Annotated in this window: 17 protein-coding genes; 12 read left to right on the plus strand and 5 right to left on the minus strand. The window is 70.8% G+C overall.

From position 1 onward, the window contains the following. Positions 1 to 55: 55 nt before the first annotated feature. The 3 genes from AB0915_RS18105 to AB0915_RS18115 all read right to left on the minus strand — a co-directional run bounded on the left by AB0915_RS18105 (position 56) and on the right by AB0915_RS18115 (position 2938). Positions 56 to 1378 (minus strand): coenzyme F420-0:L-glutamate ligase, encoded by a 1323-nt coding sequence (locus AB0915_RS18105; protein WP_366692022.1) that lies wholly within the window; start codon positions 1376 to 1378, stop codon positions 56 to 58. Further along, positions 1375 to 2331 carry a 2-phospho-L-lactate transferase gene (gene cofD, locus AB0915_RS18110; protein WP_366692023.1) on the minus strand — a complete coding sequence of 319 codons (957 nt, stop codon included), beginning with the start codon at positions 2329 to 2331 and terminating at the stop codon, positions 1375 to 1377. Before cofD ends, AB0915_RS18105 begins: the two co-directional genes overlap by 4 nt. A gap of 67 nt (positions 2332 to 2398) precedes the next feature. Beyond that, the gene (locus AB0915_RS18115) at positions 2399 to 2938 is read right to left on the minus strand and encodes a cysteine dioxygenase family protein (RefSeq protein ID WP_366692024.1); all 540 of its coding nucleotides are present in this window, start codon (positions 2936 to 2938) and stop codon (positions 2399 to 2401) included. A 736-nt stretch (positions 2939 to 3674) separates the two neighbouring features. Here AB0915_RS18115 and AB0915_RS18120 point away from each other — a divergent pair. From AB0915_RS18120 to AB0915_RS18130, 3 genes are all read left to right on the plus strand, one after another. Further along, positions 3675 to 3938 carry a WhiB family transcriptional regulator gene (locus AB0915_RS18120; protein ID WP_030927001.1) on the plus strand — a complete coding sequence of 88 codons (264 nt, stop codon included), beginning with the start codon at positions 3675 to 3677 and terminating at the stop codon, positions 3936 to 3938. A 349-nt stretch (positions 3939 to 4287) separates the two neighbouring features. Beyond that, complete coding sequence (locus tag AB0915_RS18125; RefSeq protein WP_366692025.1) at positions 4288 to 8130, plus strand: glycosyltransferase; 3843 nt, start codon at positions 4288 to 4290, stop codon at positions 8128 to 8130. Further along, positions 8127 to 9659 (plus strand): DUF5719 family protein, encoded by a 1533-nt coding sequence (locus tag AB0915_RS18130; protein ID WP_366692026.1) that lies wholly within the window; start codon positions 8127 to 8129, stop codon positions 9657 to 9659. Before AB0915_RS18125 ends, AB0915_RS18130 begins: the two co-directional genes overlap by 4 nt. Positions 9660 to 10111: 452 nt before the next feature. Here AB0915_RS18130 and AB0915_RS18135 read toward each other — a convergent pair whose 3' ends face one another. After that, positions 10112 to 10555, minus strand: coding sequence for a metallopeptidase family protein (locus tag AB0915_RS18135; RefSeq protein WP_366692039.1), 444 nt, complete (start codon positions 10553 to 10555; stop codon positions 10112 to 10114). A 322-nt stretch (positions 10556 to 10877) separates the two neighbouring features. Between AB0915_RS18135 and AB0915_RS18140 the strand changes: the two genes are divergently transcribed. From AB0915_RS18140 to AB0915_RS18175, 8 genes are all read left to right on the plus strand, one after another. Next, entirely contained in the window at positions 10878 to 11255 is a 378-nt protein-coding gene (locus AB0915_RS18140; protein ID WP_366692027.1) for a DUF3499 domain-containing protein, read from the plus strand. Between the two features lie 94 nt (positions 11256 to 11349). Continuing rightward, positions 11350 to 12714, plus strand: a complete 1365-nt coding sequence (locus tag AB0915_RS18145; protein WP_366692028.1) for a phosphomannomutase/phosphoglucomutase — start codon at positions 11350 to 11352, stop codon at positions 12712 to 12714. Between the two features lie 291 nt (positions 12715 to 13005). Next, a complete protein-coding gene (locus AB0915_RS18150) occupies positions 13006 to 13188 on the plus strand; it encodes a Trm112 family protein (RefSeq protein WP_030927015.1) in 183 nt (60 codons plus the stop codon). A 99-nt stretch (positions 13189 to 13287) separates the two neighbouring features. Then, complete coding sequence (locus tag AB0915_RS18155; RefSeq protein WP_366692029.1) at positions 13288 to 14424, plus strand: SIS domain-containing protein; 1137 nt, start codon at positions 13288 to 13290, stop codon at positions 14422 to 14424. A gap of 53 nt (positions 14425 to 14477) precedes the next feature. After that, complete coding sequence (manA, locus tag AB0915_RS18160) at positions 14478 to 15644, plus strand: mannose-6-phosphate isomerase, class I (RefSeq protein WP_366692030.1); 1167 nt, start codon at positions 14478 to 14480, stop codon at positions 15642 to 15644. 87 nt (positions 15645 to 15731) lie between these two features. Further along, complete coding sequence (locus tag AB0915_RS18165) at positions 15732 to 16709, plus strand: cation diffusion facilitator family transporter (RefSeq protein WP_366692031.1); 978 nt, start codon at positions 15732 to 15734, stop codon at positions 16707 to 16709. 248 nt (positions 16710 to 16957) lie between these two features. Then, on the plus strand, positions 16958 to 18415 hold the full coding sequence (ahcY, locus tag AB0915_RS18170) for an adenosylhomocysteinase (RefSeq protein WP_366692032.1): 1458 nt from the start codon (positions 16958 to 16960) through the stop codon (positions 18413 to 18415). A gap of 182 nt (positions 18416 to 18597) precedes the next feature. Then, positions 18598 to 19209, plus strand: coding sequence for a hypothetical protein (locus tag AB0915_RS18175; protein WP_366692033.1), 612 nt, complete (start codon positions 18598 to 18600; stop codon positions 19207 to 19209). Positions 19210 to 19408: 199 nt separating this feature from the next. On the opposite strand, the gene AB0915_RS18180 is transcribed toward AB0915_RS18175, so the two are convergent. Then, a complete protein-coding gene (locus AB0915_RS18180; RefSeq protein WP_366692034.1) occupies positions 19409 to 20383 on the minus strand; it encodes an RDD family protein in 975 nt (324 codons plus the stop codon). A gap of 119 nt (positions 20384 to 20502) precedes the next feature. On the opposite strand from AB0915_RS18180, the gene AB0915_RS18185 reads away from it, so the two are divergent. Beyond that, complete coding sequence (locus AB0915_RS18185) at positions 20503 to 21510, plus strand: stage II sporulation protein M (protein WP_366692035.1); 1008 nt, start codon at positions 20503 to 20505, stop codon at positions 21508 to 21510. Positions 21511 to 21824: the final 314 nt, after the last annotated feature.

The following is a 21824-nucleotide window of genomic DNA, read 5'->3' on the forward strand; positions in this document are numbered from 1 at the left end:
CCGCCGCTGGGCCCCAGGACAGGGGTGGGCAGGGGAAATCCCACCCCGGCCCACCTCACCGCACCGCGACGAACCCCTCCGCACCCCGCTCCGCCCGGGCCACCGGCGCAACCGCCGGACGCCCGACCGCCACCGCCCCCAACGGATCCCACTCCGCCGGCAGATCCAGCACTTCACGCACCACATCGCGGCAGAACATCGTCGACGACACCCACGCCGACCCGAGCTGCTCACCTGCCAGCGCCACCAGGAAGTTCTGAACGCCCGCGCCCGCCGCGACCACGAACATCTCGCGCTCCGCCGCATCCCGTCGCGCGTCCCCGTACGTATGGGCGCCATCCATCACCAGGCACGGAACCGCCAGATACGGCGCCCGGCGCAGCACATCGCCCCGCCGCACCCGCTTGGCGATCGACTCCTCGCTCTTGCCGTCGCGGCGCAGATCCGCGATCCACGCATCCCGCATCGCGTCGAGCAGCCGGGTGCGCGACTCCTCGGACTCCAGGAGTACGAACCGCCACGGTGTCGTGTGATGCGGCGCCGGCGCCGTCACCGCCGCGGCCACGGCACGCCGTACCGCCGCCGGGTCCACCGGCTCGTCCGTGAACTCCCTGACCGTACGCCGCAGCGTCACCGCTTCCCGCACCGCCTCGGACGTCCCGAGCCGGAACATGTCCTCGGCGGCCACCCGCACCATCGCGCGGGCCCCGGCCTCAGCGTCCGCCGGGTCCACCACATGCGAGAGCCCCCGCACGACCGCGACCGGCAGCCCCTCCGCCTTGCCCTTGACCAGATCACCGGCCGAGGCGAGCTCGTCCGCGGTGGCGACCACGGTGGCGCTCAGCGGATTGCCGTGCGCATCCGTTCCACCCCGCAGATCGTCCAGCACCCGGACCCCGGCCGCCCCGATGGCGACATCGGTCAGCCCGTTGCGCCACGGCCTCCCGAAGGTGTCCGTGATCAGGACCCCGACCTCGACGCCGAGCGTGTCCCGCAGCCCGTCCCGGATCGTCCGCGCGGAGGAGTCCGGGTCCTCGGGGAGCAGGAGCACCGTCCCGGCGGGGGTGTTCGAGGCGTCGACCCCGGCCGCGGCCATGACCAGTCCCTGCCGGTTCTCCACGATCCGCAGCGTGCCGCGGCGTGCCACCACCCGTACGGTCTCGGCGTCGATCGCCGCCTCCCGGTCGGTGGCTTCGGCGACCCGGCCCTCCGCCTTGGAGACGATCTTCGAGGTGACGAGCAGGACGTCACCGTCGGCCAGCCCCGGCTCGGTGGCGGCGATCAGCTTCGCGAGGTTGTCACCGGCCCGCACCTCGGGCATCCCGGGCAGCGCCCACACCCGGTACGAGGGCGTTTCACCGGCGGCCGCGCCGCTCACGCCCGTACCTCCTCGGCCAGCGCCAGCGCCTGCCGCGCCATCTCGGCGGTCGCGTTCACGTCCGTCATCATCAGCGGCACGGCGCGGCAGCGGATGCCCGCGGACTCCACCTCGTCGACCGTGCCGGCGTCGATCGTGTCGACGAGCCAGCCGTCGAGCAGCCCGGAGCCGTAGTGCCGGGCGACGGCGGCCGCTGTGGACTCCACGCCGACCGCGGCGAGCACCTTGTCCGCCATGCCGCGTACCGGTGCGTCGCCGACGATGGGGGAGAGGCCGACGACCGGCACCCCGGCCTCGGCGATCGCCTCCCGGATCCCGGGCACGGCGAGGACGGTGCCGACCGAGACGACGGGGTTGGACGGCGGGAAGAGGATGACGTCGGCGTCGGCGATGGCCTCCAGGACACCGGGCGCCGGCTTCGCCTGCTCGGCACCGACCGGCACGATGGCCTGCGCCTGGACCGAGGCGCGCAGCTTCACCCAGTACTCCTGGAAGTGGATCGCCTTCCGCTCGCCGTCGATGTCGACGGCGACGTGCGTCTCGATCCGGTCGTCGGACATCGGCAGCAGCCGGACCCCGGGCTTCCAGCGTGCGCAGAGCGCCTCGGTGACGGCGCTCAGCGGGTAGCCGGCGCCCAGCATCTGCGTACGGACGATGTGGGTCGCGAAGTCACGGTCGCCGAGCCCGAACCATTCGGGTCCCACGCCGTACGCCGCGAGTTCCTCCTTGACGTGGAAGCTCTCGTCGGTACGGCCCCAGCCCTGCTCCTCGTTGATGCCACCGCCGAGGGTGTACATCACGGTGTCGAGGTCGGGGCAGACCTTGAGTCCGAACAGATGGATGTCGTCACCGGTATTGCCGATCACCGTGATGTCCGCGTCGGGCACGGCCTGCTTGAGGCCACGCAGAAAACGAGCACCACCGATACCGCCGGCCAGAACCACAATGCGCATGCAGACCAGTCTGTCAGGCGCAGCCTGATCGTTGTGGGGGTGGTGGTGGGCGACGGGTGGGGGAAGGTCAGGCGTGTACGGCGTCGGCGGTTGCCGAGGTGCACCGCGCCGCGTGCATGGGCATCTCGGTGAGCCCCGGGTAGTAGATGTGCAGGCTGACGGCCGGTTCGAGGGAGTCGTTGACCACTTCGTGGACGTACCCGGGCGCGAACACGCGCTGTGCGCCGGGGCTCAGCGACCGCATTCCGCGCTCCGTACGCTCGGTCAATTCGCCTTCCAGGACGGTCAGTACGCCGGATGACAGCCCGTGGTCGTGCAGCCCGCTGCCCTGACCGGGGACCCAGCTGAGCAGCCACACCTCGTAACCGAGTGGGGCCTCCCCTGCTCGGGCGGAGCCGAGAGCTTGGGGAACGGTGCGGAGCCGGTGGTACCAGCGGGTGGTCGCGTCGTACTGGACGAGCGGCGCCCACTGCGAGCGGTCGGCGGCGATGCTGCGGGCGAGCCCGACGAACTCGGCCACCGTGGACGGGTGCTGGCGGGCAGGGCGCAGGAGGTGCTGGACCTCAAGGATGTCGCCGGCGATCTGGAGGTCGCTGTCGCTGTTCATGGGTGCGGTGGTTCCTCGGCAAGTGAGTGCAGGGCAAGAGTGCAGATGCAGAGATCCAGGGGTGTCGCGAGGACCGGGGACCGGGGAGGGGCCGGGCAGCCGCCGGTCGGGAAGCCGTTCGACGGGGTTGTGCCGGAGAAGGTCGAGGTCCGGAGAAGAGCTACGACTAGCTGGAGCGCGAAGGCCTCAACAGCTGAGACAGCTGGAACAGCAACAGCGAGCCTGCACAGCGGTGCGGAACCCACGGAGGTGGGTCACACGCATCACGGAGTTCGCTGGCATGACAGAAAGGGAACCGAGCAAAGCTCCCGTTGTCAACCTGATGCCCGATTTGGCGGTAATGTTTCACCTCATCCGGTTACTCCGGCCGGAGAAAGGTTTGTGCACCCGCTGTGCCGGAGATGTGGCGCAACGACGGCGCCCTCAAACGTCGTAGCGGCCTCGTGATCCGACTGTGATCTTGATCGCTTCGGTGATCGAATCGAAACATGGCCGCCCTGCCGGGAGTCTGACTCTGTGACGGATGGGGGCGCGAAGAAGCCCATGGCATATGTCAGGTTTTTGGTGATTTGCACACTTTCCGCATAGGCTTGGTTCCGCAGAGTGAATACCGGGCCCAATAGCAGATCTCCGCTTGACTGGCTCGGATCCACACACTTGTAATTTCACTCGTGTCGTTCGGCCGAATCGATAACGGCTGCATCACGGGGACGCAAGAGACAGACGAGGGGCGCACATGACCGAGCTGTTCCAACAACTGCTGGTCGAGGACGCGGACGAGGAACTCGGCTGGCAGGAGCGCGCACTGTGCGCCCAGACCGACCCCGAGTCCTTCTTCCCCGAGAAGGGCGGATCGACCCGCGAGGCCAAGAAGGTCTGCCTCGCCTGTGAAGTCCGGTCCGAATGCCTCGAGTACGCCCTTTCCAATGACGAGCGGTTCGGTATCTGGGGCGGCCTTTCCGAACGGGAGCGGCGACGCCTGAAGAAGGCCGCTGTCTGACCGCGAGGCCTGCGAAGCAACAGACCGACGGATTCACTGGAACCCCCGGCCGCCCGAGCGCCACCGACCACGCTCCGGACCTCGGCCCCGATGGCCCGCCGCCTGCACCCTGCCCACAGGCGGCGGGCCATCGCCGTGTCCGCACACCCCAATACCACTGCTGGCGCGGCCGCTCCGCCCGTCGCCCTCCGAGCGCCCCCGTTCAACCGCTCGGCGCCACCCCGGTCATCCGTACCGTTAGTGTGGGGCCCCGTCCGAGACGCGCCAACGCCCCGACGGAGCGCGCGTGTACACCGATGCAGCCCCCGGGGGGACGCCCCCCGGACCCGGCCGGAGGGCCCGTACCTCGATGTCCGTGCACAGCCAATCGACGGCGCCGTACGCGGCCGCCGCCGCCCCAGAGTTCCCCCGGCACGTCGTCACCGCCGTGCTCGTCTCCCACGACGGCGCACGCTGGCTGCCCACCGTGCTGGCCGGGCTGCTCGGGCAGGAACGTCCCGTACAGCAGGTCGTCGCCGCCGACACCGGCTCCGCCGACGACTCCGCGCGGCTGGTCACCGAGGCGCTCGGCGCCGAGCGTGTCCTGCACCTCGCACGCCGTACGAGCTTCGGTACGGCCGTCGACGAGGCGGTCCGCACGGCCGATGAACTCACCCCCGACGACCTGCCGTACCTGAAGCGCCCCAGTTCCTGGGACCCGGTCACCAGGAGCTGGCGCGACGACGCGTACGACCTGCCCGAACTGCCGCACGGCGAACCGGTGCAGTGGCTCTGGCTGCTCCACGACGACTGCGCACCCGAGCCCGACGCGCTCGCCGAACTGCTGCGCGTCGTCGAGACCGACCACCACGCAGCGATCGTCGGCCCCAAACTCCGCGGCTGGTACGACCGCAAGCAGCTCCTCGAAGTCGGCGTCTCGATCGCCAACAGCGGACGCCGCTGGACCGGACTCGACCGCCGTGAGCAGGACCAGGGCCAGCACGACCAGGTCCGTACCGTGCTCTCCGTCTCCTCCGCCGGCATGCTGATCCGCCGTGACATCTGGGAGGAACTCGGCGGGTTCGACGGCAGGCTCCCGCTGATGCGTGACGACGTCGATCTCTGCTGGCGCGCGCATGCCGCCGGACACCGGGTCCTCGTCGCCCCCGACGCCGTCCTGCGGCATGCCGAGGCATCCGCCCGGGAACGCCGCCCCATCGACTGCGCCGGACGCTCCGTCGCCTCCCCGCACCGTGTCGACAAGGCCGGCGCCGTCTACACGATGCTCGCCAACGCCCGCGGCAAACAGCTGCCCTGGGTGCTGCTCCGGCTTGTGCTCGGCACCCTGCTCCGCACCCTCGCCTACCTGGTCGGCAAGGTGCCCGGCCAGGCACTCGACGAGGTCACCGGACTCTTCGGCACCCTGCTGCGCCCCGGCAGGATCCTCGCGGCCCGCCGCAGGCGCGGCAAGGGCGTCGTGGACACGGCTGAGCTGCGGGGGCTCTTCCCGCCGCCCGGTGCGACCGTCCGCGCCACCTTCGAGCAGGTCGCCGGAAACTTCGGCAGCGGATCCGACGCCGATTCCGGCGGCTCACGGCACGGCGCCGTCGAGTCCGGACCGGGCGGTGACGACGCCGACTTCCTGGAGATCGAGCAGTTCGCCCGGCTGAAGCGGATCGGCCGCAAGCCCGGCCCGGTCCTCTTCGCCGTCCTGCTCCTCGTCTCCCTCATCGCCTGCCGCGGTCTCCTCGGCGGCGGCGCACTGGCGGGCGGCGCGCTGCTGCCCGCACCCGCGGACGTCTCCGACCTGTGGGGGCGGTACGCGGACGGCTGGCACCCGGTCGGCACCGGCGGCACCCAGACCGCACCGCCCTACCTCGCCGTGATCTCCGCCCTGTCCGCGCTCTTCCTCGGCTCGACCGGCTTCGCGCTCACGCTGCTGCTCGTCTGCTCGGTCCCGCTCGCCGGACTCACCGCGTACTTCGTCTCCCGCCCGCTGCTCGAATCACGACTGCTGCGGGCCTGGGCGAGCATCGCGTACGCCTTCCTGCCCGCCGCGACCGGCGCCCTCGCGACCGGCCGCCTCGGCACCGCCGTACTGGCGATCCTGCTTCCGCTGATCACCCGCGCCGCCGTCTCCGCATGGGGGATGCGCGGCCACGGTGACACCCGCGGCAGCTGGCGCGCCACCTGGGCGTACACCCTGCTCCTCACCCTCGCGATGGCCTTCACGCCCATCGTCTGGCCGCTCGCTGTCGTCCTCGGCATCGGCGTCCTCGTACTGCGCCGCCACGACATCGCCGCCTACGGGCTCCGGTTCCTCGCCACGATCGGCACCCCGCTGCTGGTCCTCGCCCCGTGGTCGCTGTCGCTGCTCAGCAGCCCCTCGTCGTTCCTGAACGAGGCGGGGCTGGACTTCGGTACGGGTACGGCCTCCGCACTCGACCTGCTCGGGATCAGTCCCGGCGGCCCCAAGGCCGCGGGCGGCGTGCTGCTGCTCGGCATCGTGCTCGCGGCGCTGGCCGCGCTGCTGCGCGGGGAGCGGCAGTTCGCGATCCGCGCAGCCTGGGCCGTCGCGCTCGTCGCCCTGCTCTTCGCCGGGCTCGCCAACGGCTCCGGCTGGGCCGGGCCCGCCACCCTCGTCTACGGCATCGCGCTGATCACCGCCGCGCTCGTCGGCGCGGACGGTGCCCGGGTACGGGTCGCCGAGCTCAGCTTCGGCTGGCGCCAGCCGGTCGCCGCCCTGATCGCCCTCGCCGCGGTGCTGGCCCCCGCGCTGGCCGCCGCCGGCTGGATGATCGGCGGCGCCGCGGGCCCGCTGGAGCGCCGTGACCCGGTGCAGGTCCCCGCGTTCGTCGCGGAGGAGAGCAGCACCCGCGACCAGCCCCGCACCCTGGTACTCGGCGGCAGCTCGCCCGCCTCCGTCGCGTACACCCTGGTCCGCGGCTCCGGCGCGCGGCTCGGCGACGCGGAGCTGACCGAGTCGGGCGGCTCCAACAGCCATCTGGACAAGGTGGTCGCCAACCTGGTCGCGGGCTCGGGTGCCGACCAGGGCAGTCAGCTCAGCGGCTTCGCGATCCGTTACGTACTCGTACGGGACGGCGCGCCGCGCGAGATGAGCCGGGTGCTCGACGCGACCCCGGGTCTGAGCCGGCTGAGCCAGCTCGACGGCAGCGCGCTGTGGCGCGTGGACCGGCAGGTCGCCCGCATCATGATCGTCCCGTCCGGTGCCGGCGGCGAGCAGCTTCCCGTCGGCTCGGGGCCGGTCGAGGCGCACTCCAAGATTCCCGCGGGCGGCTCCGGCCGCGTCCTGCGGATCGCCGACGCCGCGGACCCCGGCTGGAAGGCCACGCTGAACGGCCGGGCCCTGACCGCCAAGACTGTGGACGGCTGGGCACAGGGCTTCGAGTTGCCCGCCGAGGGCGGCACGCTGGACGTCACGTACGAGACGCCGATCACCCACACCGCGTGGATCTGGACCCAGGCCGCGCTCGGCGTGGTCCTGCTGGTCCTGGCCCTGCCGGGCCGCCGACGGGAGATCGACGACGACCTGCCCGAGGCTGACCTGACGGTTCCGGCCGAGCCGGTCGCCGGCGAGGGGCGCCGGGCGCGCAGGCTGCGCGCCGCCGCTGAGGCTGAGGCGGCATCCGAGGACGCCGAGCCGACGCCGGACGAGGCAGGGCAGAACATCCCCGCGCAGCAGTCGGCCGACCCGTACGCCGAGCGGTCCGAAGCGCAGGACCCGTACGGCGAGCAGTCCGCGGCACAGGACCCGTACGCCCAACCCGACGACGACGGCCTCTACGCCCCCGTACCGGAGCAACAGCAGTACGGCGAGTGGGACACCCAGCAGTACCAGGGCGCCGACTACACGCAGTACCAGGGTGAGCAGCAGCAGGCCGCCGCCGATCCCTACCAGCAGGGCACCACCCCGGTCTACGACCCGTACGGCTACCAGCAGCAGTACGACCAGAGCCAGGGCCAGTACGACCAGAGCCAGGGCCAGTACAACGAGGAGCAGGGCCAGTACGACCAGAGCCAGGGCGCGTACGACCAGGGCCAGTACAGCCAGTACGCCCCGCAGCCCCCGTACGACCCACAGGCCCCCTACACCGCACAGCCCCCGTACGACCCGCAGAACCCCGACGAGAACCCCGCCCCGGCCCGGAACCCGTGGCCGACCGGTAACGCATCGCGAGGCGAGTCCGAGTGAAGTCCACCAGCCTGTCCCTCATCGCGGGCACCGTAGCCCTCGCCGCCGTCACCGGGTTCGCCGCGCTCACCGCGCCGGGCGCCGCAGATACAGGCGAGGCGAAAGCCGCCGCACGGCTGCCGGTGGAGCGGTCCAGTCTGCTCTGCCCGGCGCCCGGTCTCTCGGACCTCGCGGAGACGACGTACACGTCCTTCACCCCGGCGGCCGGCAGCGGCGGAGCGGCAGGCGCCGCTGAACTGATGCCGTCCGTCTTCACCACGGCGGGTGGGGGCGACGACACCACCGCCAAGACGGACGGGAAGAAGGACAAGAGCAAGAAGGCGGACTCCGGCAAGCCGGTCGTCTCCCTCAAGAAGCCGGGCAGACCGGCCACCGCCGAGGCGTCCGGTTCCGACGCCCCGGCCCTGGTCGGCACCGCCACCGGCGAGCTGGCGCCCGGCTGGACCACGCAGCAGACCACCACGGTCAGCGCGGGCGCCACCCGCGGCCTGCTCGGGGTCAGCTGCACCGGCCCCGACACGAACTTCTGGTTCCCGGCCGCCAGCACCGCGAAGTCCCGCGAGGACTACGTCCACCTCACCAACCCGGACGACACGGCCGCGGTGGCCGACATCGAGCTGTACGGGCCGGACGGCTCGCTCAAGTCCGATGTGGGGGAGGGCATCACGGTCCCGGCCAGGTCCAGCGTTCCGGTCCTGATCTCCACCCTGACCAGCGAGGCGGCCGACGACGTGACCGTCCACGTCACCACGCGTACCGGCCGGGTCGGCGCCGTCGTCAGGGCAGCGGACAACGAGGCCGGCAGCGACTGGCTCGCCGCCTCCGTCGACCCGACCGGCACCCTCGTCCTCCCCGGCATCCCGGCGGACGCCACGGACGTCCGGCTGGTGGCCTTCGCCCCCGGCGAGGAGGACGCCGATCTGACGGTGAAGCTGCTGGGCAAGAACAGTGCGATCTCACCGGCCGGACACGAGGATCTTCACATCAAGTCGAACATGACCGCAGGCGTCGACCTGAAGGACGTCACCAAGGGTGAAGCGGGCTCCCTGCTGCTGACCCCGGCGGAGAGCGGACGGGCCACTCCGGTAGTGGCGGCGCTGCGCGTGGTCCGCGGCACCGGCGACAAGCGGGAGGTCGCGTACATTCCGGCGACCGGGCCGGTGGGCGCACAGGCCACCGTGGCCGACAACCGGGCGAAGGGCTCGACCCTTTCCCTCACCGCTCCGGGCGCCACCGGGAAGGTGAAGGTCACGGCCTCAGCCGGCAGCGAGGGCGGCGAACAGACCGTCCAGATGTACACGGTCAAGGCCGGTACGACGATCGCCGTCACCCCGCCGGTACCGGCCGGGCTCAAGGGCAGCTACGCGCTGACGATCGAGACGTTGTCGGGCGGTCCGGTCCATGCCGCGCGCACCCTGTCCCTTCCGGAGAACGGGATCCCGATGTTCACGGTGCAGACGCTGCCGGACGACGGCGGAACGGTCGGGGTACCCGACGCCGAACAGGACCTCTCGGTCCTGGACGACTGAGCAACGGGTTCGGGGGCGGGCCGAGGCCGGCCCGCCCCGGACACCCAGGGCCTCTCGTCAGGACCCTGCTCGCGGGGGTCGCAGCCTGATCCGGACGACAGGACCTGGTGCGCCTCCCGGCAAGCTCTGCCCCGTCGCACCGCCCGGCACGCCACGTTGGCCAGAAGCCCTGGTGGCTCCGCTGGCGATCGCGCGCACCGGACGACGCTGCTCAGGGGGCAAAACTGCCGGTCACGGCCCTAGGAGGGCGCTGAAGATCTTGGCCGGGCTCCCGGCGTCCTGCACGCACATCTGCGGCGTTGCCAAAACGGCCTGATAGTTCCGCTAGGAGGCCGCTTCGGCGCCTTGCAGCTGCACGCACCAGACGCCGCTCGCTGATCCGGCCAAGATCTTCAGCACCCTCCTAGGGCGTGTGTCGAAAGTCCCGCCTGCCAGGCGACGCCTGGCACGCGCTAGTCCTGCCCATAGCGCGGATCCACTGACTCCGGCGACAGCCCGAGCAACTCCGCGACCTGCTCGACCACGACCTCGTGCACCAGCAGCGCACGCTCGTCGCGGTTCTTGGTGCGGATCTCGATGGGGCGCCGGTAGATGACGATCTGCGCGGGCCGGTCCTTCTCCGCGGACACCGCACGCCCCAGCGGTACGGTCTCCGCCTGCGGCCCCGGCACATCGAGGACCATGAAGTCGACATCGGCCAGCTGAGGCCAGCGCCGCTCCAGCCGCTCCACCGAGTCCTGTACGAGATCACGGAAGTTCTCCGCCCTGGTGGCCGAGAGCGGTACCTGGGGCGGGGCGACGGGGCCGCGCATACCGCGGCCATGGCGGTCACGACGGCGCGGTCGCGGCTCGGACCGCGGCTCGGACGGGTGGGGCGGCGGTACAGGACTGTCCATCACCGACGCAGCGTAACCCTCTGCGGGGCGGCCGGATCGCCCGTCGCCGGCAGCACAGCGGCATGTCCGCACTTGAACATTCCGGCCAAGCTTGAGCCCGTTTCAGGCCCGGTCCGCGATCATGGATCTCCTACGTATTGACAGCTTATGCACCGAGTGGTGACCGGAATCGTTGCCGTTGCGACCTGCGCTTCCGTCCTCCCGCGCAGGTCAGGCCAGTTGCCCGAAAGGTGGTTGTGCCGGAGGTCACAGTGCGACACGGTGGGGTGACCTGAGGGAGAGTCGTCGCAGCCCGCTCAAGAGTGCGGTACCGTCCAACATCGTGAGCCCTGTACGTCGCTGTTCGCGCACCGCGTGCGGCCGCCCTGCCGTCGCGACACTGACGTACGTCTATGCCGACTCGACTGCGGTCCTCGGCCCGCTCGCCACCTACGCCGAGCCCCACTGCTACGACCTCTGTGCCGAGCACAGTGAGCGACTGACCGCGCCACGCGGCTGGGAAGTCGTCCGGCTCACCGATCCCTCCGCACCCACGCGCCCCAGCGGTGACGACCTCGAAGCACTCGCCAACGCCGTGCGGGAAGCGGCGCGTCCGCACGACCGCGCGGCGGGGGCCAGAGGCGGCGGCCCGCACGCCGCGGACCCGATGGAGGTCGCGCGCCGCGGTCACCTGCGGGTCCTGCGCTCTCCCGACTCCTGAAGCGGTCGATCACCGAACGACCGCATCCCCCCGTGGGCGCGTGGACCGGCCGGGTAGTTTGGGCGGTCCGCAGGAAACTCAGGAGGACCGGCCCGTGACTGCTGATCTGTCGCAGATCGTGAAGGCGTACGACGTGCGCGGAGTCGTGCCCGACCAGTGGGACGAATCGCTGGCCGAGCAGTTCGGGGCGGCGTTCGTCGAGGTGACGGACGCGGAGGCGATCGTGATCGGCCACGACATGCGCCCGTCGTCGCCCAGCCTCTCGGCGGCGTTCGCGCGCGGCGCGGCGGCACGCGGTGCGGACGTCACGCTGATCGGCCTCTGCTCCACCGACCAGCTGTACTTCGCCTCCGGCAGCCTCGGCCTGCCCGGGGCGATGTTCACCGCCTCGCACAACCCGGCGCAGTACAACGGCATCAAGCTGTGCCGGGCGGGCGCCGCACCGGTAGGGCAGGACAGCGGGCTCACCGAGATCCGCACCCTGCTCGAGAAGTGGGCCGAACAGGGCGTACCGCAGCCGGTCGCCACGCCCGGCACCGTCACGGACCGCGACACCCTCACCGACTACGCGGCCCACCTGCGGTCCCTGGTCGACCTGACGGCCATCCGCCCGCTGAAGGTCGTGGTCGACGCGGGCAACGGCATGGGCGGCCACACCGTCCCCACCGTTTTCGAGGGACTCCCGCTCGATGTCGTCCCCCTGTACTTCGAACTGGACGGCACGTTCCCCAACCACGAGGCCAACCCCCTCGACCCGAAGAACCTCGTCGACCTCCAGGCCCGGGTGCTGGCCGAGGGCGCCGACCTGGGCCTCGCCTTCGACGGCGACGCGGACCGCTGCTTCGTCGTCGACGAACGCGGCGCGGGTGTCTCCCCGTCAGCGATCACCGCGCTGGTCGCGGCGCGCGAGCTCGCCCGCAACGGCGGCAAGGGCACCGTCATCCACAACCTGATCACGTCCTGGTCGGTCCCCGAGGTGGTCCGCGAACACGGCGGCACCCCCGTCCGTACCCGCGTCGGCCACTCCTTCATCAAGGCGGAGATGGCCGAACACGGCGCGATCTTCGGTGGCGAACACTCCGCGCACTATTACTTCCGCGACTTCTGGAACGCCGACACGGGCATGCTCGCCGCCCTCCACGTCCTCGCCGCCCTCGGCGGCCAGCAGGGCCCGCTCTCCGAACTGGTCGCCCAGTACGACCGCTACACCGGCTCTGGAGAGATCAACTCCACGGTCGACGACCAGCCGGCCCGCACAGCGGTGGTACGCGCATGCTTCGAGGCGCGCGAGGGCATCACGCTCGACGAACTGGACGGCCTGACGGTCACGGCACCGGACTGGTGGTTCAACCTCCGGGCCTCCAACACGGAACCCCTGCTGCGCCTGAACGTCGAGGCGCGTGACGAGGGGACGATGAAGGCCGTACGCGACGAGGTGCTGACCCTGGTCCGCGCGTAGGTCCACTCCCGGCCCTCTTGGGCCAGCATCCAGCCCGTCCGGCGTTCGGGAACCGGACGGAGGGCCGGGACGGAGCACCGGTTTCGGAAAGGGACGAGCCTGCCGAAGGCGCCCCACCCGCCGGCCCCGACGCGCACCGCAACCCCGTGCACCCCCACAACGCCCCACCCGCCCCACCCGCCCCACCGGCTCGGGGCCGGGCCGCGCCCCCGCCACCCCAGCGGTAGGCTGACGACGCCCGATCCGCGTGAACCGGACACACACGTTCGAATGCCCGAAGGGACCCACCCCATGCCGCTCGAAGCCGGCCTCCTGGAGATCCTCGCCTGCCCGGCCTGCCACTCCCCGCTGGACGACCGCTCGGCAGCCGACAGCCCCGAGCTGGTCTGCACCGGCACGGACTGCGGCCTGGCCTACCCGGTACGGGACGGCATCCCCGTCCTCCTCGTCGACGAGGCCCGCCGCCCCGCGTAACGGCGAGCCACGGGATCGCCGTCACCCACCACACCGGCGGCCCCGCCCCGTACACCGCAGACCTCACGCTGAGCAGCACGTGATCGGAGGCCCGTCCCCATGCTCGACGAGTCGTTGCTCGACGCCCCGGAAGCATTGGCCCGAGCCGACCGCCGTGGTCTGCTCCGTGGCGCCGCCGAGGCCGGGGCGCGCGTCCGTACCGCCGCCCGGCACGCCGCGGAGGCCGGGATCACCGAACTGACCCCGGAGGGCCGCCCCCGCGCGGTCATGGTCGCCGGCTCAGGCACCGCCGCATTCGGCGTCGCCGACCTGATCGCCGCGCTGGCGGGCGCCTCGGCCCCTGTCACCCGTATCTCCCCCTCCGGCGTCGCACCCGCCGCGGGCGCGATGCGCTGGACGCTCCCCGGCTGGGCCGGCTCCGTCGACCTGCTGCTGATCGCCACGGCCGACGGCACCGAACCGGGCCTCGCCCTCCTCGCCGAACAGGCGTACCGGCGCGGCTGCACGGTCGTTGCCGTCGCCCCCCACCGGTCCCCGCTGCGCGAGGCGGTCGACGGGGTGCACGGCCTCGTCGTACCGATGGCGTCCGCCCCGCACGGCGAGTACGACGCCGAGACCTCGGCCGCGGGCCCCGGCACGCTCTGGGCCCTGTTCACGCCGCTGCTCGCCCTGCTCGACCGGGTCGGCCTGGTCACCGCAACCCCCGAGGCACTGCAGAGCGTCGCCGACCGCCTCGACCGCACCGCCGAACGCTGCGGCCCGGCCATTGCCACGTACAGCAACCCGGCCAAGACCCTCGCCGCCGAACTTGCTGACAGCCTGCCCCTCATCTGGACGGAGGGCGACACCGCAGGACCGGTCGGGCGACGCTTCGCCGCCGTCCTCGCCGAACTCTCCGGCCGCCCGGCCATCGCCGCCGAACTCCCCGAGGCGCTCCCCGCCCACGGGGCACTGCTGGCGGGCACCTTCGCCGCCGGAGCCGACCCCGACGACTTCTTCCGCGACCGGGTCGATGAGACGGAGCCCCTGCACGCCCGGGTCGTCCTGCTCCGGGACCGGCCCACCGGCGGCCTGAGCGCCGCCCCGGCCGCCCGCGAACTCGCCCTCGGCCACGACACGGCGATCAGCGAACTCGAACCGGAAGAGGGCACCGAACTCGAAGCCCTCGCCGAACTCCTTGCAGTCACCGACTTCGCCGCCGTCTACCTGTCCCTGGCGTCGGCGGCTCATCCCTGACCCGCTCCACCGCATCGCACGATCCCCGCATCTCACGAGGACGAAAAATCTCCATGGACCGGCTCTCCAACACCGTGCGCCCTTACGCCTGGGGCTCCACCACCGCCATCCCCGAACTGCTCGGTGTCGCCCCCACCGGCGAACCCCAGGCCGAGATGTGGATGGGAGCCCACCCCGGAGCCCCCTCCCGCCTCACCCGCACAGCAGGCACCGAGCAGCCCCTCACCGACATCATCGCCGCCGACCCCGAGCGTGAACTGGGCCCGGCCACGGTCGAGAAGTTCGGCCCCCGTCTCCCCTTCCTCCTCAAGCTGCTCGCCGCGGGCGCCCCCCTCTCCCTCCAGGTCCACCCCGACCTCGCGCAGGCCAAGAAGGGGTACGAGGACGAGGAGCGTCGGTCCGTCCCGATCGACGCACCCCACCGCACGTACAAGGACGCCAACCACAAGCCCGAACTGATCTGCGCGCTCACTCCCTTCGAAGGCCTCTGCGGCTTCCGCCGGCCCACCGAGGCTGCCGAGGCGATGGCGGCGCTCGGCGTCGACTCCCTCAAGCCGTACGTCGACCTGCTCGGAGCCCACCCCGAAGAGGCGGCGCTCCGCGAAGTGCTCACGGCGATCCTCACCGCCGACCCCGCGGAGATGGCGGAGACGGTCACGGCGGCGGCCGCCGCCGCCGAACGCCTCGGTGGCGCCCACGCCCCGTACGCCCGTATCGCACACCACTACCCCGGTGACCCGGGTGTCATCGCTGCGATGCTGCTGAACCACGTGCAACTCCAGCCCGGCGAAGCCCTGTTCCTCGGCGCCGGCGTCCCGCACGCCTACCTCGGCGGCCTCGGTGTGGAGATCATGGCCAACTCGGACAACGTGCTGCGCTGCGGACTGACGCCCAAGCACATCGACGTCCCCGAGCTCCTCGCAGTCGTCCGCTTCGAGGCGACCGACCCCGGCATCCTGCGTCCCGAGGCGTCCCCTTCCGGAGAGGAGCTGTACGAGACCCCGGTCGACGAATTCCGGCTGTCGCGCTACGACCTCTCACCCGGCGCCGCCCCCGTGGACCTGACCAGGTCCGCCCCGCAGATCCTGCTCTGCACCGCCGGTGCGCCTCGCGTCGGCACACTTGACCTCGCCCCCGGCGGCTCGGTCTTCGTGCCGTCGGACGAATCGGTCGAAGCGTCCGGTACCGGCACACTGTTCCGCGCCACAGTGGTGGCCTGACGTACCGTCCGAATCAGCGGCTGCAACAATGTCCGGCCGTACCGCGGCGCCAGGGCCGCAGCATTGACGAAGGGACACCAGGCACCCATGAGTGCGTCAGGCGGAACCAAGGCGATCGTGGCGGCGCTCGGCGCCAATCTCGCGATCGCAGTGGCCAAATTCGTGGCGTTCCTGTTCAGTGGCTCGTCGTCGATGCTCGCGGAGAGCGTCCACTCGCTCGCTGACTCGGGCAACCAGGGGCTTCTGCTGCTCGGCGGCAAGAAGGCCCAGCGCGAAGCCACCCCTCAGCACCCCTTCGGCTACGGCCGTGAGCGCTACATCTACGCCTTCCTCGTCTCCATCGTCCTGTTCTCGGTCGGTGGCATGTTCGCGGTGTACGAGGGCTACGAGAAGATCAAGCACCCGCACGAGATCGAGGCCTGGTACTGGCCGGTCGGCGTACTGGTCTTCGCGATCATCGCCGAGGGCTTCTCCTTCCGTACGGCCATCAAGGAGTCCAACGAGACCCGCGGATCGCTCTCCTGGAAGGAGTTCATCCGCCGCGCGAAGGCCCCCGAGCTCCCCGTCGTCCTCCTGGAGGACTTCGGCGCGCTGATCGGTCTGGTGCTCGCCCTCGCAGGTGTCGGCCTGGCCCTCGGGACCGGCAACGGCGTCTGGGACGGAATCGGCACCCTCTGCATCGGCACCCTGCTGATCATCATCGCGATCGTCCTCGCCGCCGAGACGAAGTCGCTGCTGCTCGGTGAGGCCGCCGGCACCGACCAGGTCGAGAAGATCAAGGCCGCGGTCGTCGACGGCGAAACCGTCACCCGCATCATCCACATGCGTACGCTCCATCTCGGCCCGGAGGAACTGCTGGTCGCCGCGAAGATCGCCGTCCAGCACGACGACACCGCCACCGAGGTCGCCAACGCCATCAACGCCGCCGAGGCCCGCATCCGCGAAGCCGTCCCGATCGCCCGGGTCATTTACCTTGAACCGGACATCTTCAACGAGGCGGCCGCCGCCGCGGGCACCAATCCGGCCACGGCCCCCGACACCGACCCGGTCGATTCCGGCCACTGACCCTCCCGATCCCCCTTTTGACCGCTCCCGGCCCCGAGTGGGCTGGGAGCGACTGGGCCGATCGGTGTAGATTCGGTGACAGTGTCAGACGTCGCTGCTGATGGCGGTCGGCCGCTCCGCTCCTGCGGACCGGGCGAGGGAGAGAGGGCCTCCGACGGACTGCGCTGCGAGCGCCCGGGCATTCGTGTGCCCGCCGCCGCAGAGCCGGCCCTATCCACCCTCGACCCCATTACGAGGAGCAGCCCGTTATGACGACGGTCGCCAATCGACAGGACTTCAAGGTCGCCGACCTCTCCCTCGCGGAGTTCGGCCGCAAGGAGATCACGCTCGCCGAGCACGAGATGCCCGGCCTGATGTCGATCCGCAAGGAGTACGCCGCCGCACAGCCGCTCGCCGGCGCCCGCATCACCGGCTCGCTGCACATGACCGTGCAGACCGCCGTGCTGATCGAGACCCTGGTCGCGCTCGGCGCCCAGGTCCGCTGGGCCTCCTGCAACATCTTCTCCACCCAGGACCACGCCGCCGCGGCCATCGCCGTCGGCCCGAACGGCACCCCGGACGCCCCCGCCGGCGTCCCGGTCTTCGCCTGGAAGGGCGAGACGCTGGAAGAGTACTGGTGGTGCACGGAGCAGGCCCTGACCTGGCCGAACACGCCCACCGGCGGCCCGAACATGATCCTCGACGACGGCGGCGACGCCACCCTCCTCGTCCACAAGGGCGTCGAGTTCGAGAAGGCCGGATCGGCCCCGGACCCGTCGACCGCCGACAGCGAGGAGTACGGCCACATCCTCACGCTGCTGAACCGCACCCTCGGCGAGGCCCCGCAGAAGTGGACCCAGCTGGCGTCCGAGATCCGCGGCGTCACCGAGGAGACCACGACCGGTGTGCACCGGCTGTACGAGATGCACCGCGACGGCACCCTCCTCTTCCCGGCGATCAACGTCAACGACGCCGTCACCAAGTCCAAGTTCGACAACAAGTACGGCTGTCGCCACTCCCTGATCGACGGCATCAACCGCGCCACCGACGTCCTGATCGGCGGCAAGACCGCCGTTGTCTGCGGCTACGGCGACGTGGGCAAGGGCTGCGCGGAGTCCCTCCGTGGCCAGGGCGCCCGCGTGATCATCACCGAGATCGACCCGATCTGCGCGCTCCAGGCGGCAATGGACGGCTACCAGGTCGCCACCCTCGACGACGTCGTCGCCCAGGCCGACATCTTCGTCACCACGACGGGCAACAAGGACATCATCATGGCCGCCGACATGGCCAAGATGAAGCACCAGGCGATCGTCGGGAACATCGGCCACTTCGACAACGAGATCGACATGGCCGGTCTCGCCAAGATCGACGGCATCGTCAAGGACGAGGTCAAGCCGCAGGTCCACACGTGGACCTTCCCCGACGGCAAGGTCATCATCGTGCTGTCCGAGGGCCGCCTGCTGAACCTGGGCAACGCCACGGGCCACCCCTCGTTCGTCATGTCCAACTCGTTCGCGGACCAGACCCTGGCCCAGATCGAGCTGTTCACCAAGCCCGAGGACTACCCGACCGACGTCTACGTGCTGCCCAAGCACCTCGACGAGAAGGTCGCCCGCCTCCACCTCGCCGCGCTCGGCGTGAAGCTCACGACACTCCGCCCCGAGCAGGCCGCCTACATCGGCGTCGAGGTCGAAGGCCCGTACAAGCCCGACCACTACCGCTACTGATCCGGCGCTGATCCCGTCCGCCGGCGGCACAGATCAGACCGGCCGGTGACCGGTCCGGAACCGCCCTGACGGACGGACCAGCCCTTCCTTCAGCAGCAGATACGAGCGCAGGCCCCCGCACCCCCGTGTCGGGGGCCTGCGCCGTACGGCACCCGCACAGCTCGAGGAACCCGAAGGACCCCATGCCCCGCGGCCGTTATTCGCTCCATGATCCCCACGACCACACCCCCCTCGGTCAAGAACATTTCCAATGCGCCCCAGGCCCCTCCGGCTGGCGCTACGTCTCCCTGACCACCGCCCCCTCCGGCGATCAGCTGGGCTCCGTCGACCTCACCCTCGACGAACTCGGCCGCCCCGTTCGCCTCGAACTCCACGCCGCGAGCTGGCAGATCCGAGGAGCCGCCCTCGAAGGCGTCACCTGGGTCCGCACCGATCCGACCGGTACCCATGCCACCGAAGGCAATGTCCGCGCCCACGCCTTCACCGGCACCTCTCCCGCATTCCTCGTCGCGACCTCACGACTACTGCGCCTCACCCCCGGTTCCCCCGCGACCCGCGTTCGCCTCGTCGCCTTCACGGAACCCGTCCTCGCCCCCCGTACCGTCGACCAGTCCTGGGCCCTGGTGAACAGTGAAGCGCATGCCACTGACAGTGGCCCCCTGATGGTGGACGAATACCAGGTCAGCGCCTTGGACACGGGTGAGCAGCACACCGTCCACATCGCCGGCGACGTGGTCCTCTCGGCCCCCGGCATCGAGCTCGAAGAGCTGGAATCCCCGCCCTCCCCTCGCTAAGAGGAGCTCACAAAATGGGCGCCCGGCTCGCGACGTCTGGCACGCACGCTCGCTGCGTTGCCGAAATGCCCTAGTAGCTCCTTCCCCAAGCTCTCAGCTTCGTTCGAGCAGGGGAGACCCCATCCGAGGACCTTCCGGCGCCTTGCGATCGCACGCACCAGACGCCCCGAGCTGATCGGACTCCCATTTTGTGAGCCCCTCAAGCAGGCGGCGCAAACCCAGTGCCCGGAGTCCGCACCGGGGACCCGTCCGCCTCGGAAACGCCAAAAGCCCCAGGGTTAACGGGTTCCACAGGGGCCGGCCTCTCCATGGGCGCCGACGCAGCCCGCACGCCCCCCGCGCCCTCCATACCGCTCTGTCCGACGACGTGCAGACCTGTCTGTCCGTCCACAGGCGGACCCGCGACCTCCGGGGAAACTCTCTGCGCAGTGGCGAACACCCGCCGCGCGTCCCGTGCCTGCCGCTCGTTCACCACGCCGGCCAGATACGCCGCGGCCGGCACCCCTTCCGGAACAGGAACCCCCGTACGCGCGGCCAGCTCCCCACTCAGCCGCGTGGCCATCGACCACCCCACCTCCGCATCGAGCTGGTTCATCCGCGTCAGGTACTGCCGTATCGCCAGCCACAGCTCGTCCGGCACCGCCGACAGATCAAGCCCGGCGAACCGTCCGACCATCCATGGCGGCGGAGGCGGCACGGCGACACCCCGCCCCGCAGGCACCCGTTCCCGTACGACGAGCGTCCCCGCGAAGACATCCCCGAGCCGCCGCCCCCGCGCCGACACCAGCGACGCGATGGATGCGACGACCCCGAGCGTCATCAGAAGCTCGACGACCCCCATCGCCCCGCGCACCAGCGCGTGCCGGAACCGGATCGGCCCGCCGTCGTCCCGCACCACCCGGAGCCCGCACGCCAGCTTCCCCAGCGAACGGCCGTGGCTGAGCGTCTCCACCGCGATGGGCCCGCCCACCAGCACGAGCAGAAACGTGGCGACGGCAATGGCCGCGCTCGCCGCCTCGTCCAGCGTCACCGTCGCGACGGTCAGCCCGATCGACACCAGGATGAAAACCGTCCACACCACGACAAGATCGATCGCCAGAGCCAGCGCCCGACTCGGCAGTTTCGCCGGCCTCAGCCCCAGCACGACCGCGTCCCCGGTCACGAGCTCACTCATTGCCGCCCACCCTTCGCCGACCTTCCCTGCCCCTCGGGAGGTCAGTCTGCCAAGCTGACCCGCAGCGCGCCGCAGTAGTACGGACCCGTACGCACCCATGCCTGGAGCAGCAGCCGACCATGGATCTCGACGTCTTCGTGACAGCCCACCGCACCGAGTGGGACCGCCTGGACCACCTCCTGCACCGCGGGCGCCGTCTCACCGGCGCCGAAGCCGACGAACTCGTCGCCCTCTATCAGCGGACGGCCACCCATCTCTCACTGATCCAGTCCAGCGCCCCTGACCCGATGCTCACCGCGCGCCTCACCCAGCTCGTGGCCCGCGCCCGGTCCACGGTGACGGGCACCCGCCTGGCCACCTGGCGCGACGCCACCCGCTTCCTGACCGCCGGCTTTCCCGCAGCGGTCTACCGCTCCAGGCACTGGTGGATACCCACGGCCGTCCTCTCGACGCTCCTGGCCGCACTCATGGGCTGGTGGATCGGCACCCACCCGGAGGTCCAGGCGGCGATCGCCGCCCCTGAAGACCTCCGCCGCATGACAAGCCCCGGAGGGGAGTACGAGACGTACTACTCCAGCCACCCGGCCGCTTCGTTCGCCGCCCAGGTCTGGACGAACAATGCTCAGGCCGCCGCGATGTGTCTGGTCCTGGGGGCGTTCCTCTGCCTGCCGGTGATCTGGATCCTCTTCGTGAACGTACTCAACCTCGCGGTCGGCATCGGCCTGATGTCGTCGGCCGGCCGACTCGACACCTTTCTCGGCCTGGTCCTCCCGCACGGCCTGCTCGAGCTCACCGCGGTATTCGTCGCAGCCGGTACAGGCCTCCGCCTCGGCTGGACGGTCATCGACCCCGGCCCGCAGACCCGCCGCTCCGCCCTGGCGCAGCAAGGCCGAGCCGCCATTGGCATGGCCATCGGTCTGGCCTTGGTCCTGTTCGTCTCGGGCGTGATCGAAGGTTTCGTCACCCCCTCGGGTCTGCCCACCTGGGCCCGTATCGCCATCGGCATCGCGGCCGAGCTGGCGTTTCTCGCGTATGTCTACATACTCGGCGGCCGCGCGGCCCGAGCCGGAGAGGCAGGAGACCTCGACGCCACCGAGCGGAGCGCCGAGCTCCCGGCCGCTGCCTGATGGTGCGTACGACCCCGCTGACCTGCTAGTCTTCTCCTCGCCCCAAAAACCGTTGACATGGTGGACGGGGGGAGGTAGATTCAAACGGTTGAGTCGGACTGGACAGGTTCGATCCCAACGGCTAGTATCTATCTCGCTCTCAACGGAACCAAGCTTCCGTAGAGCCATTGATTCCTTTATCTATCTCAAGCAATGAAGCCGATTAGATCGGTCGAAACGCTTCTGATAAAGTCGGATCCGCCGAAAGGCAAAGGCCACTTCAACGGCCACCGGAATCAAATTCGGACCGGAAACGGAAACGAAAAAGAGTCTGG

Origin of the sequence: Streptomyces sp. NPDC048411 (assembly GCF_040704695.1) — a bacterium.
Lineage (GTDB): Bacteria > Actinomycetota > Actinomycetes > Streptomycetales > Streptomycetaceae > Streptomyces.